This window comes from Scopulibacillus cellulosilyticus (assembly GCF_042665295.1).
Taxonomy (GTDB): domain Bacteria; phylum Bacillota; class Bacilli; order Bacillales; family Sporolactobacillaceae; genus Scopulibacillus_A; species Scopulibacillus_A cellulosilyticus.
Map to the genome: position 1 here is coordinate 102,511 of NZ_JBHTCO010000001.1, position 15,466 is coordinate 117,976.

The 15,466-nt window shown below is 39.3% G+C and carries 18 protein-coding genes and 2 riboswitches; all 18 genes read left to right on the top strand.

Going from position 1 to position 15,466, the window contains the following annotated elements:
- Nucleotides 1-11: 11 nt before the first annotated feature.
- Nucleotides 12-470, top strand: a complete 459-nt coding sequence (gene fur / locus ACFQRG_RS00505; RefSeq protein ID WP_380962546.1) for a ferric iron uptake transcriptional regulator — start codon at nt 12-14, stop codon at nt 468-470.
- Nucleotides 471-594: 124 nt separating this feature from the next.
- Nucleotides 595-825, top strand: a complete 231-nt coding sequence (locus ACFQRG_RS00510; RefSeq protein WP_380962549.1) for a YqzK family protein — start codon at nt 595-597, stop codon at nt 823-825.
- Nucleotides 826-829: 4 nt separating this feature from the next.
- A complete protein-coding gene (xerD, locus tag ACFQRG_RS00515; RefSeq protein ID WP_380962551.1) occupies nt 830-1,723 on the top strand; it encodes a site-specific tyrosine recombinase XerD in 894 nt (297 codons plus the stop codon).
- A 57-nt stretch (nt 1,724-1,780) separates the two neighbouring features.
- Nucleotides 1,781-2,965, top strand: a complete 1,185-nt coding sequence (gene deoB, locus ACFQRG_RS00520; RefSeq protein WP_380962554.1) for a phosphopentomutase — start codon at nt 1,781-1,783, stop codon at nt 2,963-2,965.
- A gap of 19 nt (nt 2,966-2,984) precedes the next feature.
- On the top strand, nt 2,985-3,809 hold the full coding sequence (locus ACFQRG_RS00525; RefSeq protein ID WP_380962557.1) for a purine-nucleoside phosphorylase: 825 nt from the start codon (nt 2,985-2,987) through the stop codon (nt 3,807-3,809).
- A 127-nt stretch (nt 3,810-3,936) separates the two neighbouring features.
- Complete coding sequence (locus ACFQRG_RS00530; RefSeq protein WP_380962559.1) at nt 3,937-5,121, top strand: D-alanyl-D-alanine carboxypeptidase family protein; 1,185 nt, start codon at nt 3,937-3,939, stop codon at nt 5,119-5,121.
- 171 nt (nt 5,122-5,292) lie between these two features.
- A complete protein-coding gene (gene spoIIAA, locus ACFQRG_RS00535) occupies nt 5,293-5,643 on the top strand; it encodes an anti-sigma F factor antagonist (protein WP_380962561.1) in 351 nt (116 codons plus the stop codon).
- Nucleotides 5,644-6,084 (top strand): anti-sigma F factor, encoded by a 441-nt coding sequence (spoIIAB, locus tag ACFQRG_RS00540; RefSeq protein WP_380962563.1) that lies wholly within the window; start codon nt 5,644-5,646, stop codon nt 6,082-6,084.
- 14 nt (nt 6,085-6,098) lie between these two features.
- Entirely contained in the window at nt 6,099-6,857 is a 759-nt protein-coding gene (gene sigF / locus ACFQRG_RS00545; protein ID WP_380962565.1) for an RNA polymerase sporulation sigma factor SigF, read from the top strand.
- 231 nt (nt 6,858-7,088) lie between these two features.
- Nucleotides 7,089-7,712: a stage V sporulation protein AA gene (locus ACFQRG_RS00550; RefSeq protein WP_380962567.1), complete on the top strand. Its 624-nt coding sequence runs from the start codon at nt 7,089-7,091 to the stop codon at nt 7,710-7,712.
- Nucleotides 7,705-8,124, top strand: a complete 420-nt coding sequence (locus ACFQRG_RS00555) for a stage V sporulation protein AB (protein ID WP_380962569.1) — start codon at nt 7,705-7,707, stop codon at nt 8,122-8,124. Before ACFQRG_RS00550 ends, ACFQRG_RS00555 begins: the two co-directional genes overlap by 8 nt.
- A gap of 15 nt (nt 8,125-8,139) precedes the next feature.
- A complete protein-coding gene (gene spoVAC, locus ACFQRG_RS00560; RefSeq protein WP_380962571.1) occupies nt 8,140-8,598 on the top strand; it encodes a stage V sporulation protein AC in 459 nt (152 codons plus the stop codon).
- Between the two features lie 13 nt (nt 8,599-8,611).
- Nucleotides 8,612-9,625: a stage V sporulation protein AD gene (gene spoVAD / locus ACFQRG_RS00565; protein WP_380962573.1), complete on the top strand. Its 1,014-nt coding sequence runs from the start codon at nt 8,612-8,614 to the stop codon at nt 9,623-9,625.
- Nucleotide 9,626: 1 nt separating this feature from the next.
- Nucleotides 9,627-9,977, top strand: a complete 351-nt coding sequence (gene spoVAE / locus ACFQRG_RS00570) for a stage V sporulation protein AE (protein WP_380962575.1) — start codon at nt 9,627-9,629, stop codon at nt 9,975-9,977.
- Complete coding sequence (gene spoVAEA, locus ACFQRG_RS00575; protein WP_380962742.1) at nt 9,977-10,576, top strand: stage V sporulation protein SpoVABEA; 600 nt, start codon at nt 9,977-9,979, stop codon at nt 10,574-10,576. The genes spoVAE and spoVAEA overlap by 1 nt, the downstream gene beginning before the upstream one ends.
- Entirely contained in the window at nt 10,530-12,029 is a 1,500-nt protein-coding gene (locus ACFQRG_RS00580; protein WP_380962577.1) for a spore germination protein, read from the top strand. The genes spoVAEA and ACFQRG_RS00580 overlap by 47 nt, the downstream gene beginning before the upstream one ends.
- A gap of 109 nt (nt 12,030-12,138) precedes the next feature.
- Nucleotides 12,139-12,321, top strand: a riboswitch (Lysine riboswitch).
- Between the two features lie 275 nt (nt 12,322-12,596).
- A complete protein-coding gene (gene lysA / locus ACFQRG_RS00585; RefSeq protein ID WP_380962579.1) occupies nt 12,597-13,919 on the top strand; it encodes a diaminopimelate decarboxylase in 1,323 nt (440 codons plus the stop codon).
- Between the two features lie 71 nt (nt 13,920-13,990).
- A riboswitch (FMN riboswitch) is annotated at nt 13,991-14,140 on the top strand.
- Between the two features lie 232 nt (nt 14,141-14,372).
- A complete protein-coding gene (ribD, locus tag ACFQRG_RS00590) occupies nt 14,373-15,461 on the top strand; it encodes a bifunctional diaminohydroxyphosphoribosylaminopyrimidine deaminase/5-amino-6-(5-phosphoribosylamino)uracil reductase RibD (protein ID WP_380962581.1) in 1,089 nt (362 codons plus the stop codon).
- Nucleotides 15,462-15,466 lie beyond the last annotated feature (5 nt).

Genomic DNA, 15,466 nt, shown 5'->3' on the forward strand with positions numbered 1-15,466 from the left:
GAGGTTAGGGTATGGAGAACCGTATAGACCGTATTAAAAAGCAATTGCATTCACAAAAATACAAATTAACGCCTCAACGTGAAGCAACTGTCAGAGTACTCTTGGAAAATGAAGAAGATCATTTAAGCGCTGAAGATGTTTACCTCCTCGTAAAAGAAAAAGCGCCTGAAATCGGCTTAGCCACAGTATACCGAACACTTGAATTATTGACTGAATTAAAGGTAGTAGATAAGATTAATTTTGGTGATGGTGTCTCACGCTATGATTTAAGAAAAGAAGGGGCGGCACACTTTCATCACCATCTCGTATGCATTGAATGCGGGGCAGTTGATGAAATACAAGAAGATTTATTAGGGGATGTTGAGAAAGTCGTTGAAAAAGACTGGAATTTTAAAATAAAGGATCATAGATTAACCTTTCACGGCATCTGTCACCGTTGTCAAGCAAAGCATAAAGAAAATGATGATTAATAAAATATGTTGATAATGGATGATATACCTTTTCCAGAAAGGAGAAGGTTTTTTAATGTATAAACCCTATTAAAATTGGCATATCTTGTACTAATAATGATTTTTGCCAATGGGGTGTACAAAAATGAAAGACGGATTAAAAATTATTTTTGATACAATAAAGGTAACCGTTTTATTTGCTGTATGCACAGTTGCTTTTTATTTTGGTTTGAAATGGCTTGATCATAATTACGAAAGCTATCACAAGTATGATGAGCCGAGCGGCCGTGCTGTTAAGGTCTATGAACCTATTGATTCCAATAAAAAGACTGATTGGTCTGGACGTTTGATCGAGTTTTTCAGAAATGGGGAATAAAATCATGAAAGACCAAGTGGAGGATTTTATTCATTATTTGCATGTAGAACGTGGTTTGGCAAATAATACAATGCAATCATACCGCAGGGATCTTAATCAATATTCAGCTTACATACAAGATGTCGAGAAGGTATCTAATTGGCAAGATATTAACAGGACAATGATTACCAAATATTTATATCAATTAAAAGATCAAGGAAAGGCGCCTGCGACCTTAGCTCGTCAAACCGCAAGCATCCGCAGTTTTCATCAATTCTTATTAAGAGAAAATATTGTTAATCATGATCCGTCCCATCATGTCGGCGTGCCGAAAGCTGAGCGCCGGTTGCCGAAGGTTCTGTCCTTAGGTGAAGTTGAAGCGCTGCTTGCTGCGCCTGCGACCGCGACAGCCATTGGTTTAAGAGATCAGGCAATGCTTGAAGTGCTGTATGCGACCGGTATTCGTGTTTCCGAACTTATGGGGCTTAATTTGGAAGATATCCATTTAACAATGGGTTTTCTTCGCTGTATGGGAAAAGGAAGCAAAGAAAGAATTATTCCTCTTGGACGTATGGCTTTAAAAGCAATGAAGCAGTATATAGAGGAAGCACGCCCAAAATTATTGAAAAATAAGAAGCAGCAAGATGCCTTATTCTTAAATCACCATGGCAATCGTTTAACAAGACAAGGTTTTTGGAAAATATTAAAACAATTGGCTTTAAATGCGGGTATTACAAAGTCAATAACTCCTCATACTTTAAGACACTCCTTTGCGACTCATCTGTTGGAAAACGGTGCTGATCTGCGTTCTGTTCAAGAAATGCTGGGACATGCTGATATTTCAACAACGCAAATTTATACCCATGTGACGAAGCAGCGCTTGAAGGATATTTATACAACGTATCACCCCAGAGCTTAAAATTGCTGCAAGGGTGTTCTTTAATTAATCAAATAAGGAAACGGAGTAAATAAAGATATGAAAAAAAATGCTTTTGAACGCATCTTTTTAATCGTATTAGATTCAGTGGGCATTGGCGAAGCGCCTGATGCTGAGAAATTTGGGGATAAGGGTGCTGATACTATCGGCCATATTGCTGAAAAAATGAATGGTCTTAAACTGCCTCATTTGGAGACGTTTGGGTTGGGGAATATTAGAAATGATATAAAAGGGGTAACGCCTGTTGAACATCCAAAAGCCCATTATGGCCGCATGCAAGAGGCATCAAATGGTAAAGATACAATGACCGGTCACTGGGAAATTATGGGCCTCAAAATTGAAAACCCATTTATTACTTTTCCTGACGGTTTTCCAGATGAATTAATCAGGCAGCTTGAGGAGAAGACAGGAAGAAAAGTCATCGGTAATAAACCGGCTTCAGGTACGGAAATTATTAAAGAACTTGGCGCTGAACATATGGAAACAGGTGCTTTAATCGTATATACCTCCGCTGACTCAGTGCTACAAATTGCCGCACATGAAGATATTATTCCGATTGATGAACAGTATCGTATTTGCGAAATTGCCCGTGAATTGACAAAAGATGAAAAATATATGGTTGGACGGGTTATTGCACGTCCGTTTGTTGGTGAGCCTGGACAATTTGAAAGAACAGCTAACCGCCATGATTATGCACTGAAACCATTTGGTCATACTGTTATGAATGAACTGAAAGATCAACATTTTGATGTTATCGCTCTTGGTAAAATCAGTGATATTTATGATGGCGAGGGTGTGACCGAAGCCATCCGTACCAAAGATAATATGGACGGCGTAGACAAGCTGTTAACCGTCATGGATAAACCATTCCATGGGCTTTCTTTCTTGAATCTTGTTGATTTTGATGCAAAATACGGCCATCGCCGTGATCCGATTGGTTACGGTGAAGCGCTTGAAGCATTTGACCGGCGTCTTCCTGAAATTCTTGGGAAATTGACCGACAAAGACTGTCTGATTATTACTGCTGACCATGGTAATGATCCAACCCATGCGGGAACCGATCATACGAGAGAATTTGTACCATTGTTCGTTTATTATAATGGCATAAAAGAAGGTCATGAAATACCTCTTAGGCATACTTTCTCAGACCTTGGCGCGACAATCAGCGACCAGTTCGATATTCCAATGCCTGAACATGGTACAAGCTTTTTAGACGAGATTTAATAATAGGAGCGAATAAGTAATGTCAATGGAAACAATGATAAATGAAGCAATGAATGTCATCAAACCGGAATTAAAGGAGCAGCCTAAAATTGGTTTAATTTTAGGTTCGGGGCTTGGTGTATTGGCTGATGAGCTGGCTGAAGCTGTAACCATTTCCTATCAGAAGGTTCCTTATTTTCCGGAGTCAACTGTTAAAGGACATGCGGGGCAATTTGTTTTTGGCAGACTTGAAGGTGTACCGGTTGTTGCTATGCAAGGGCGCTATCATTTTTATGAAGGCTATGATTTAAAGCAGGTAACATTCCCGGTCCGTGTCATGAAGGCCTTAGGTGTTAAGCAATTAATTGTAACTAACGCCGCTGGGGGTGTTAACACTTCTTTTAAACCTGGCGACTTAATGATTATAAATGATCACATTAATATGCTTGGTACGAATCCGCTTATCGGGCCAAATGAAACAAATCTTGGCGTCAGATTTCCGGATATGTCAGAGGTCTATAATAAAGACTTAATCGAAATGGCAAAGAGTGTTGCAGGCGAGCATCAAATAGATATAAAAGAAGGGATCTATTATGCAACGAGCGGCCCGAGCTACGAAACGCCGGCAGAAGTAAGGATGATTCGTACGCTTGGCGGTGATGCTGTCGGAATGTCAACTGTACCGGAAGTGATTGTCGCAAGGCACAGCGGCTTAGAAGTCCTGGGTATCTCCTGCATTACCAATGCTGCAAGCGGGATTCTTGATCAGCCGTTATCACATGAAGAAGTCATCGAAACAACAGAAAAAGTTAAAGCGACTTTCGTTCAGTTAGTTAAAGCAATTGTACAGAAAATGGGAGAATAAAAAATAAGCAACCTTTACCGGTTGCTTATTTTTTATTCAGAAAAAAGCTTCCCTGCTGATCACTAATTTGTATAAACATGAAAGTTTTGGAAAGAATATTAGAGATTATGGATTGGAGGGATTGCAGATGAAGGCGTTTGCGGCAGTGTTTACAAGTTTTATGATCTTTTTTTCGTCACTTACAATGCCGGCAGTTACTTGGGCTAAGCAAAATGATCAAAATAACCAAAATAACAAGCTTGTAGATCAAGTTAAATCAGCCATTCTTATTGAAAAAGATACTGGACGAGTGTTATTTAATAAGAACTCAAACAAAGAGTTACCGCCGGCGAGCATGACTAAAATCATGACATTGCTGATTATTTTTAAAGCATTGGACCGCCACGATATTTCATTATCTGATAAGGTTAGAGTCAGTGAACATGCGGCATCTATGGGAGGTTCGCAAGTATTTTTAGAGCCTGGGGAAGAAATGACAGTTAATGAATTATTAAAAGCTATTGCAATCGGCTCTGCCAATGATGCTTCTATGGCTATGGCCGAGTATATCGCAGGATCAGAAGGTGATTTTGTAAAAAAAATGAACGAGGAAGCTAAGGATTTAGGTCTCAAGCATACTCACTTTGAAAATCCAACCGGTTTGCCTGCGAAAAACCATTACTCTACAGCTCATGACATGGCTATCATGGCAAAGGCTCTATTACACTATGAGAAAGTCTTAAAATACACATCAAAGTATGAAGATTATTTAAGAGAAAATTCAGATGAAAAATTTTGGTTAGTTAATACAAATAAAATGATTAAAACATACCCAGGAGTAGATGGTTTAAAAACAGGTTATACCAATGAAGCAAAATATTGCTTAACAGCAACAGCAAAACGAAATGATATGCGGGTGATTGCTGTTGTCATGGGAGCACCGACTACAAAAGAACGTAATAAGCAAGTAGCAAAGTTATTTGATTATGCTTTTGCCAATTATCAAACGAAAAAATTGGTTAATGCCGGGCACGTGGTTCGGGAAGTAGAAGTCAGCAAAAGCCAACAAGGAAAGGTGCCTGTAATAACACAGGACCGTGTTGTTTTACTTCTCAAAAAAGGCACAGATAAGAATAAAATTAAAACCAAGATACAAATCAATAAAAATTTGCATGCACCTATGAAAAAAGGTACAACAGTCGGCTATTATACAGTGACAAGTAAAGGTAAGACTTTATCGAAAACGCCTTTAGTTGTAGCTGAAAATATTAAAGAAGCCTCATGGTGGCAATTATTTAAAAGAAATATTGGAAAAATGACGAATTGGGGTTAGATCCCCTCGAAACCCCACTAGTTTTGTCATGATGAAGGAATCAGCGATATTAATATAGAAAAATTGGTTTATGAGAAGATGTTCAAAAAGTCCGGGAAACATGGCATCGGCCCTGTTTGTCCTCCTTTTTGAACTTGATTTAAAGAGCGATGAAGTGAGGAGGAGAAGTCAGTGAGTCTTCGCATTGAATTGGAGGTAAAGCATCAGGTTTTGTGCATCCGCTTGGAAGGGGAACTTGATCATCATACGTCGGAAAAATTAAGGAATCAAGTCAATGAAGTGCTACAAAAGCAGCCCATACACCATATTCTTTTAAATCTTGGGGAATTGCAATTTATGGACAGCTCTGGTTTGGGTGTTATTTTAGGCCGTTACAAACAAATTTCGAGTCAAGGCGGCGAAATGGTAGTTTGTTCAATATCTCCAGCTGTTCGCAGGTTATTTGAAATGTCTGGAATGTTTAAAATCCTTCGTTTAGAGGAAAATGAACAAAATGCACTACAGACTTTGGGGGTGGCCTAATTGAAAAATGAAATGACACTTGAATTTACGGCTGTTAGTGAAAATGAATCATTTGCAAGGGTGACAGTGGCTGCTTTTGTAGCACAGCTTGATCCAACGATGGATGAATTAACCGAAATCAAGACAGTCGTTTCAGAAGCCGTAACAAATGCCATCATTCACGGATATAACAATCAAGCTGATGGTAAAGTCTACATTAAGGCGGAATTAATTGATGGGGCAGTTAATTTAACGATTCGGGATGAAGGTGTAGGTATTGAAAATCTCGAAGAAGCCCGTCAGCCTTTGTTTACAACTAAGCCTGAACTGGAAAGGTCAGGAATGGGCTTCACTATTATGGAAAATTTTGTAGATCACGTTGACGTATATACCGCTTTAGGACAAGGAACAACAGTTTATTTGACTAAGCATTTATCCAAAAGTAAAGCCTTATGTAATTAAGGAGATTGATGCCAATGGATCTCGATTTGAAAAAAGAGGCTCGGGAACCTTTACTGGACGATGATGAAATCAAAGAGCTTATAGAAAAAAGCCAAAAAGGCGATAAGGAAGCAAGAGATCTTATCGTCCAAAAAAATATGAGACTGGTTTGGTCTGTTGTTCAAAGGTTCCTGAATAGAGGATATGAATCAGATGATTTATTCCAGATTGGCTGCATCGGTCTCTTAAAGTCCGTTGATAAATTTGATCTGTCATACGATGTGAAATTTTCAACGTATGCCGTACCGATGATTATCGGTGAAATTCAACGGTTTATCAGGGACGATGGGACAGTTAAAGTCAGCAGATCTTTAAAAGAAACTGGAAATAAGGTTCGAAAGAAAAAAGATGAATTATCAAAAAAATTGGGAAGAAATCCGACCGTTAATGAAATCGCGGAGGCTTTAGAGCTTTCTGCTGAAGATGTTATTATGTCTCAGGAAGCCATTAGAACACCTTCTTCGATCCATGAAACGGTCTATGAAAATGACGGGGATCCAATTACTTTGCTCGATCAGATTTCCGATAAAGATGAAAATAAATGGTTTGATAAAATTGCTTTAAGAGAAGCTGTTCAGCACTTACAGGAAAGAGAACGGCTCATTGTTTACCTCAGATATTTTAAAGACCAGACGCAGTCTGAGGTAGCCAAACGATTAGGTATATCACAAGTACAAGTTTCCCGGTTAGAAAAGAAAATATTAGATGATATTAAAGGTCAGATGGTTGATTAACCAGCTGGCCTTTTTTATGTACGTTAAGCTTATAAATTGGCAGCAGCGGATGCCAATTCAACGCAGCGGCCAATTTTAGGTCTTAAGTATCAGTGCAACTAGGCCTCTGTCTTCGCCTTTTAAGGCTTGCCAATCGGCAAGTTTTCTTTATGGAAAGTTATGGATAATACAAGACGGAAGAATGTTTGTAAAAAAGCCAATCCATACTAATTATACGAGGGGGAAATAGCAATGGGCTCTGCTGTCATTTATATTCGGTTACGGCAAAAATTTAAAGCGAAGGTTAATGATGTTATTCGAATTAACAAAATGGCGCAAATTATTGCTCCTGATGATTTAAGGCAAAGGCTCAATCAGTTGGCTGTTTACCGTGTTACTCCAGAGGACAATTCATTTATTGTCATTGATGTTATGGATGTCATTAATGAAATATATCAACAGTATCCGGACTTGGATATCCAAACAATTGGTCCGCCGCAAACAATAGTTGAAGTTGAATCAAGAAAAAGAAAGATTGCTCCTTTGTTTTTTATCATTGTTTGGCTGCTTTTATTTATAGGCGCTTCATTAACCATTATGAACTTTCATGAAGATGTTTCTATGAGGGCTGTTCATCAAAAAATTTATTACCTTATAACTGGGAAAATAAATGATAAACCGCTGATTTTACAGATCCCATATTCATTTGGTATTGGGATTGGGATGATACTCTTTTTCAATCATATTTTTAAAAAGCGCTTTAATGAGGAACCTAGTCCATTAGAAGTAGAAATGTTTAATTATCAACAAGATTTAGATCAGTATGTCATTGTACAAGAAAAGCAAAAAAGTGAGTTAAAGAAACATCATGATTAAAGATGTTGTTCTTATCATTATTGGCTTTTCAAGCGGGTTGGCAGTAGGCTGCGGATTTGTCGCTTTTCTCACTGTGCTTGGCATTATTCCCCGTTTAACACAATTAACTAAGACTTTACATTTTATTAGGGAATATGAATGGAGTATTGTATTTGGTACTTTATTCGGTACATGGTTCGGTCTAAGGGACATTCATTTAACATTAATATCTTTGATTTTAATTCCAATAGGATTTGCATCGGGTATTTTTGTCGGAATGCTGGCAGCTGCTTTAACAGAAGTACTTAATGTTCTGCCGATTTTATCTAAACGGATAGGCATAAATGAAAAAATACTTATTTTATTAATGGCTCTTGTTTTGGGCAAGGTTTTCGGATCGTTATTTCACTGGACAATATTTGTTGACAAATAATGAGGAGGTCATTCCATGGGTCAACTTAATAATAAAACAAATTATAAAAAAAATATTAAGCCGTACCAATTGAAACCAAATTACTTTATGAACTGTATTAAAGCTTTTCTTGTAGGCGGCTTTATCTGTTTGTTAGGAGAATTGCTGCAGAATTTTTATATAAGATTCTTTGACTTTACAGAAAAAACAGCAGGGGCCCCAACGCAAGGAACATTAATTATTATTGCTTGTTTACTTACTGGATTCGGTATTTATGACAAGATCGGTCAATTTGCGGGTGCGGGTTCTCTTATACCAGTAACCGGTTTTGCGAATTCAATAACATCAGCTGCTCTTGAACATAAGAGTGAAGGCATTGTTCTTGGAGTTGCAACTAATCTATTCAAATTGGCAGGTGCTGTCATCGTGTTTGGTGTCGTTTCGGCAGCAGTACTTGGCGTTATACGATTATTTATTAATAATTTACTCGGTTAAAGGAGGCGGGATTATGCCGAAAATGGGAAAGCAAACATGGAAATTTATGACCAATATCTACCTGTCATCCACCGGTACCACGGCTGGTCCATTAGAATCCCAAGGTCCTCTGGGAAACAGCTTTGATCAAACGTATGATGATATGCACTGCGGTGAATCAAACTGGGAACTTGCGGAGAGGACTTTAATGAGGGAAGCAATTGGCCACTGTTTAAGAAAAGTAAGCAAAAAGGAGCAAGATATAGATTTTTTCTTAGCCGGTGACCTATTAAATCAAACAGTCACATCAAATTTTGTAGCAGGAGAAAATCAAATTCCATTTCTAGGGATGTTTGGCGCTTGTTCAACATCAATGGAGACACTGGCTATCGCAGCTCAATTCGTTGATTCCGGTTTTGCAAATTTTGTTATAGGCGCAGTAAGCAGTCATAACGCAACGGCTGAAAGACAGTTCCGTTACCCTACCGAATACGGCGGATCAAGGCCGAAAACAGCAACTTTCACAGTGACAGGGGCCGGAGCAGCTTTAGTAAGTAAAGAGGCTTCGCCGATTTTAATTAAAGAAGCAACAATAGGCAAAGTAATTGACTGGGGTATCAAAGATGCCAATGATTTGGGTTCGGCAATGGCGCCTGCAGCTGCTGATACAATTGCTGCTCATCTGAAAGATACTGGAAGACAGCCTGATGATTATGATCTTATCGTTACAGGTGATCTTTCCAGTGTTGGCAGCCCGATTGTTAAGCAATTGTTATACGAAAAAGGATATAACGTTGACAGTGTTCACCAAGATTGCGGATTAATGATTTATAGACCTGATCAGCCGGTTTTTGCCGGCGGCAGCGGGGCTGCGTGTTCTGCTGTGGTGACATACGGTTATATTGCCAATCAAATCACTTCAGGATTATTAAAACGTGTTCTTGTTGTAGCGGCTGGTGCGTTATTTAACCCAATAGTCTCACAACAAAAAGAGACAATTCCATGTATTGCCCACGGGGTTGTTCTTGAAGCAGCAGGAGGTCAGTAAAATGGCATATCTTATAGCTTTTGTTATCGGCGGTTTAATTTGTGTCGTCGGACAATTATTATTGGATGTCTGTAAGCTGACGCCCGCTCATATCGTTGTAACATTTGTTGTAATTGGGGCATTGCTGGATGCATTCGGTTTATACGATCAGCTGATTGAATTTGCCGGAGCAGGAGCAACGGTTCCGATTACAAGCTTTGGTCATTCATTATTACATGGGGCAATGGCTGAAGGAAAAGAGCATGGATATATTGGCATTGCAATGGGTATCTTTAAACTAACCTCTGCAGGTATAACTTCCGCTATTTTATTTGGATTTATTGTTGCCTTAATTTTTAAACCGAGAGGGTGATTCCAATGAAGCGGCATGTCATTTTAATAACCGATGGCGATAAATACGCACGCGAGGCGGTAGAGCATACCGCAAAAGTACTTGGCTGCCGCTGTATATCGCAATCTGAAGGAAACCCGACACAACTAAGCGGTGAGGAGCTTGTTAAATTTATTCAACAAACACCTTATGATCCAGTGCTTGTCATGTTTGATGATTGCGGATTTAAAGGCAAAGGTCCGGGTGAGGCCGCCTTGGAGTATGTAGCAACACACCCCTCAATCAATGTGCTCGGCGCTATTGCGGTAGCTTCCCATAGCAGTTTTCGTGAATGGACAAGAGTTGATGTCAGCATTGATCAGTTTGGCGAATTAACAGAATACGGGGTTGATAAAGAAGGGCTTGCTGATTTAGAAATCGGCAGAATTTCCGGCGATACAGTTTATGTTCTGGATCATCTAAATATCCCGGTTATTGTTGGCGTAGGCGATATAGGCAAAATGAGGGGGCTTGATAAAGTTGAAAACGGATCTCCTATAACAACGAAAGCAGTTGAAATCATTTTAGAAAGGAGTGGTTATCATCGCAACCAATCAGAAAGAAAAAAAACCGATCTCTAAAAGAATTAAAGATAATGAACAATACTTAACAAACCAGCTTGATATCGGTGCTACTAACTTTGACGTCGGCGTACGCAAGATGAAAGTCCTTAATGAAGAGATTCAAGTGTATTATTGCAACTCACTATGCAATTCAGAAATGGTCATTTTGTTATTTAGGGAACTCATGAGAATGGTTAACACCCATCGGCCAAATGTGAAGACGAAAGATGTCATTAAAAACCACTTAGCTCATGAACAAGTGATGGAAATTAAAACATTGGATGAAGTTTTGCTTTATATGCTATGCGGTTTAATCATTGTTCTCATTGACGGCGAGACGATCGGGTTTGCTGTTGATGTTCGGAATTATCCAGGCCGGACGCCGGAAGAGCCGGATGTTGAAAAGGTTATTCGCGGCTCGAAGGATGGTTTTGTTGAAAATATTATTTTGAATGCAGGACTGATTCGCAGACGGGTTCGTGACGAAAATTACCGGAATGAGCTTATAAGAGTTGGAAAACGTTCTAAAACAGATGTTTGTCTAAGTTATATAAAGGACGTTGCAAATCCCGGGCTTCTAAAGACAATAAAAAAAGAACTTAAACAGATAGAAATTGATGGTATTCCAATGGGTGATAAAACGATTGAGGAATTTATCGTCAAGCAAGGCTTTAACCCTTATCCATTAGTAAGGTATACAGGACGGCCTGATGTAGCTGCTGAACACATATTAGAAGGGCATATCGTCATGATTGTTGATACGTCACCAAGTGTTGTCATTTTGCCAACGACATTATTTCACCATGTTCAACATGCTGAAGAATACTTACAAACGCCATCATCAGGCGCTTTTCTTAGATGGGTCAGGTTTATAGCGATGCTTGCCTCTGTTTTTCTTGTTCCTTTTTGGTATTTGCTTGTTCAGGAGGGGTCACTGCTCCCTCATTGGCTAAGCTTTATTGGTCCAAATAAACATACTTACCATATACCAATCTTCTTGCAAATTTTACTTGCTGAATTTGGAATTGAAGCATTGCGAATGGCTGCTATACACACGCCGACAGCACTTTCAACGGCGCTCGGCTTGATCGCGGCTATTTTAATCGGTCAGGTAGCCATTCAGGTTGGAATATTTTTACCTGAAGTTATCCTTTACACGTCAATTTCAGCTGTTGGCGGGTTCGCCACTCCGAGTTATGAGCTGAGTTTGGCAAATAAAATGGTTAGAGTGTTCCTGATTATAGTTACGGCTATTTTTGACGTTCCTGGATTTGCCGTTGGAACGACTTTAATAATTATTTTCCTAGCCCAAATCAAAAATATTAACACACCATATCTCTGGCCGTTTATACCTTTTAATCCAAAAGCCTTATTTAATATAATGGTAAGAACCGCAATGCCGACTGCTTATTCAAGACCGAGCATTGTAAGGTCCATTGATGATTCAAGACAACCAAGTAAAACAGACTGATGAACCCGCCGATTGGCGGGTTTTTCCCATATAGCTGTTCAAAAAAGTGATTGTATGTTCAAATAAGGTGTGATATAATTCAAAATAAATTTTTATATAACCTCATCATTTGAGGAGTATGGGGCGCAAAACGAATCAGTACGGTATCGAGCAACGGGCAGCTATGAAGATGTCGGAAAGGTCAATTTGCCGAAGCAAATCATTTTGCCCAAAAAATGATTTGCTGGGTTAATGCTGAAGAAGCATTAAACTGTCACTGCTATAATATAAGTAGTGGAGTACTATTCCGACTAATGAGGTACCGGCACAAGCTTATGTACTTCGTTGCATAAGCTTTCTTTGCTCTATCAATTATATCTAGGCAGCATGAAGCGGCTCAACGCAGGTGCCAAGATAAGGAAGATAGTATAAGAGCAGCAAAGCGAGTCTGCGATCAGAGTGAGCTAGTGAGACTTGTGCTCTGGAGTACTAAGCGGTTGACTTCGCCGGGAGGCTTGTCACCAGCCAAGTTTCCTTTATTTTCATCATGTTGGAGTAGTGCCCGCCTAGGAAAGGGGAATATTTTTTATGCGAGGCACACAAGAAGTTAATGAGAATGGTCATCTTACAATTGGCGGTGTAGACACTGTAAAGTTAGTTAGGGAATATGGTTCACCGCTATATGTTTACGATATTGCATTAATTAAGGAAAAGGTGGCAGAATTTAAAAAAGCTTTTTCGCGGCGTGAAGTACCGTGGCAAGTGGCATATGCCAGCAAAGCTTTTTCCTCAATTGCCATGATACAACTTATAAATGAATTAGATTTATCATTGGATGTTGTATCCGGAGGTGAATTGTATACTGCTGTTAAGGCGGGATTTCCGCCTGAACGGATTCACTTTCATGGAAATAATAAGACACCGGATGAACTTAAACTGGCTTTAGATGAAAAAATAGGAACAATTATTGTTGATAATTTTTATGAATTAACTTTATTGGATCAACTTTGCGCGGAACGTCATCAAACGATTGATGTTCTTTTAAGGACGACGCCCGGTGTCGAAGCACATACCCACACTTACATTATGACTGGTCAAGAGGATTCTAAATTTGGATTTAACCTTAATAACGGCAGCTTAGAAGAGGCGATACAGATGACCAGTGATTCGCCGAATATTGTATTAAAGGGGCTTCATTGCCATATTGGCTCGCAAATTTTTAATGATAAAAGTTTTGCGCAAGCAATTAACAAAATGTTTCAGAAGTTTGATAAATGGAGAAAACAATATGGTTTTCAGTTGAATGTTTTAAATGTGGGCGGCGGCTTTGGTATTAAATATTCTGAAGAAGACGAACCGCTAATGATTGAAAAATTTGTTGATACAATTGTCGATACGGTTATTGAAGAATGTAACAGGCTTAGTATGGCTTATCCGGAAATCTGGGTGGAACCGGGCAGAATTTTAGTTGGTGAAGCGGGAACAACCCTTTATACGATAGGTGCTTTCAAAGATATTCCCCAAACAAGAAAGTATATTTCTGTAGATGGCGGAATGACGGATAATCTGAGACCGGCCCTTTATCAGGCTAAATATGAATGCATGGTAGCTAATAAGGCACTGGCACCCGCTGATGATACAGTAACGGTTGCGGGTAAGTGCTGCGAAAGCGGAGATATTTTAATCTGGGATGCTAAACTGCCGAAAGTAACAGAGCCTAACGATATTCTTGCTGTTTTTTGTACAGGAGCTTACGGATATGCGATGGCAAACCATTATAACCGTATTCCGAAACCTGCGGTCGTATTTGTCGAAAATGGATCAGCACAACTGGTTATTCAAAGAGAAACATACGAGGATTTAATTAAACATGAATTACCGCTGATTCAATCAGTTTTAGTTAATAATTAGACAAAAGACAGCTTTTTTGTGTATAATAGATTTACAAACAGTGATGTTGAACATGTACTAATTGAATATAAGTATGCCTTCGGGGTTGGGTGAAATTCCCTACCGACGGTGATGAAGCAAATTCTGCTTCTAAGTCCGTGACCCGTGCGAGTGAAACTCAAGCGGTGGATCTGGTGAAAAACCAGAACCGACAGTAAAAGTCTGGATGGGAGAAGGCCGATGTTTTCTGATACTATCAGGATTTATATCTATGTATATTGTTTAAGGACTAATCATAGATATATAAGATAAGAGATAGTATAAGTAAAACTGCGAATCATAACGGATACTATAAAAATAGGTTATCTATGCTTATTTTTATGGCTTATTTCCTATGGAATCGTTTGAACCCCGAGGACAATTGTTCTCGGGGTTTTTGGTGTTCATTGTTTTCTTATGAAGGGAGTGAAGAGTGTGTCTGATATTGAGTACATGTCATTGGCTTTAAATATGGTTAAAGGAACCTCAGGACAAACAAGCCCGAATCCTGCCGTAGCAGCTATTGTTGTTAATCATGGTCGAATCGTCGGTTTAGGTGCTCATTTAAAAGCTGGAGAAGCACATGCGGAAGTACATGCTTTAAATATGGCGGGTCAAAAGGCGAAAGGCGGAACGATATATGTGACGCTGGAACCTTGCAGCCATTTTGGGAAAACGCCGCCGTGCGCTGATTTAATTATTGAAAAGGATATCTCGCGGGTTGTTATTGCAACAGTTGATCCCAATCCTCAAGTTGCCGGAACAGGTATAAAAAAATTAGAAGATGCCGGAATTGAGGTTACGGTTGGAGTCATGGAGGATGAGGCTCGTCAATATTATCAAAGCTTTTTTCATTATATTAAAACCAAAAAACCTTATGTAACAATAAAAATGGCTGTCAGCTTAGATGGGAAAATGGCAACTGCAAGCGGTGAAAGTAAGTGGATTACCGGCCCAGAAGCGAGAAAGGACGGACATTACTTAAGGCATACACACGATGCGATTTTAGTTGGCATTGGTACTGTGTTAGCTGATAACCCGTCACTGACAACGCGCCTTGACGATCATCAAGGCCGTCACCCTATCCGGATCATATTGGATCGCCATTTAAGAACACCGATCGAGGCAATTATAGTAAATGATGGCCTTGCGCCAACATGGATTTTAACTTCTAAAGAGCATGAAAATAGTCAAAAAGCAGCGGACTTAAAAACCCGGGGTGCCAATATATACTATTTTGAAAATTTATCCATTTATAACGTTCTCACCTTTTTAGGCCAAAAAGAAATCGTTACCTTGCTTGTAGAAGGAGGCTCAAGTGTCCATGACGCATTTCTTCAAACAGGTAAAGTGAATCAAATCATCGCTTATATCGCACCAAAAATTATAGGCGGTCAGGATGCTTTAACAGCTTTTGGCGGAAAAGGTGCAGCCAGTCTGGCAGATGCGCTGCCTCTGGAATTTGAAGAAATGACAAAGATAGGGAACGATTTGAAAATTGTTGCTCATGTAAAGGGGGAATAATTAAC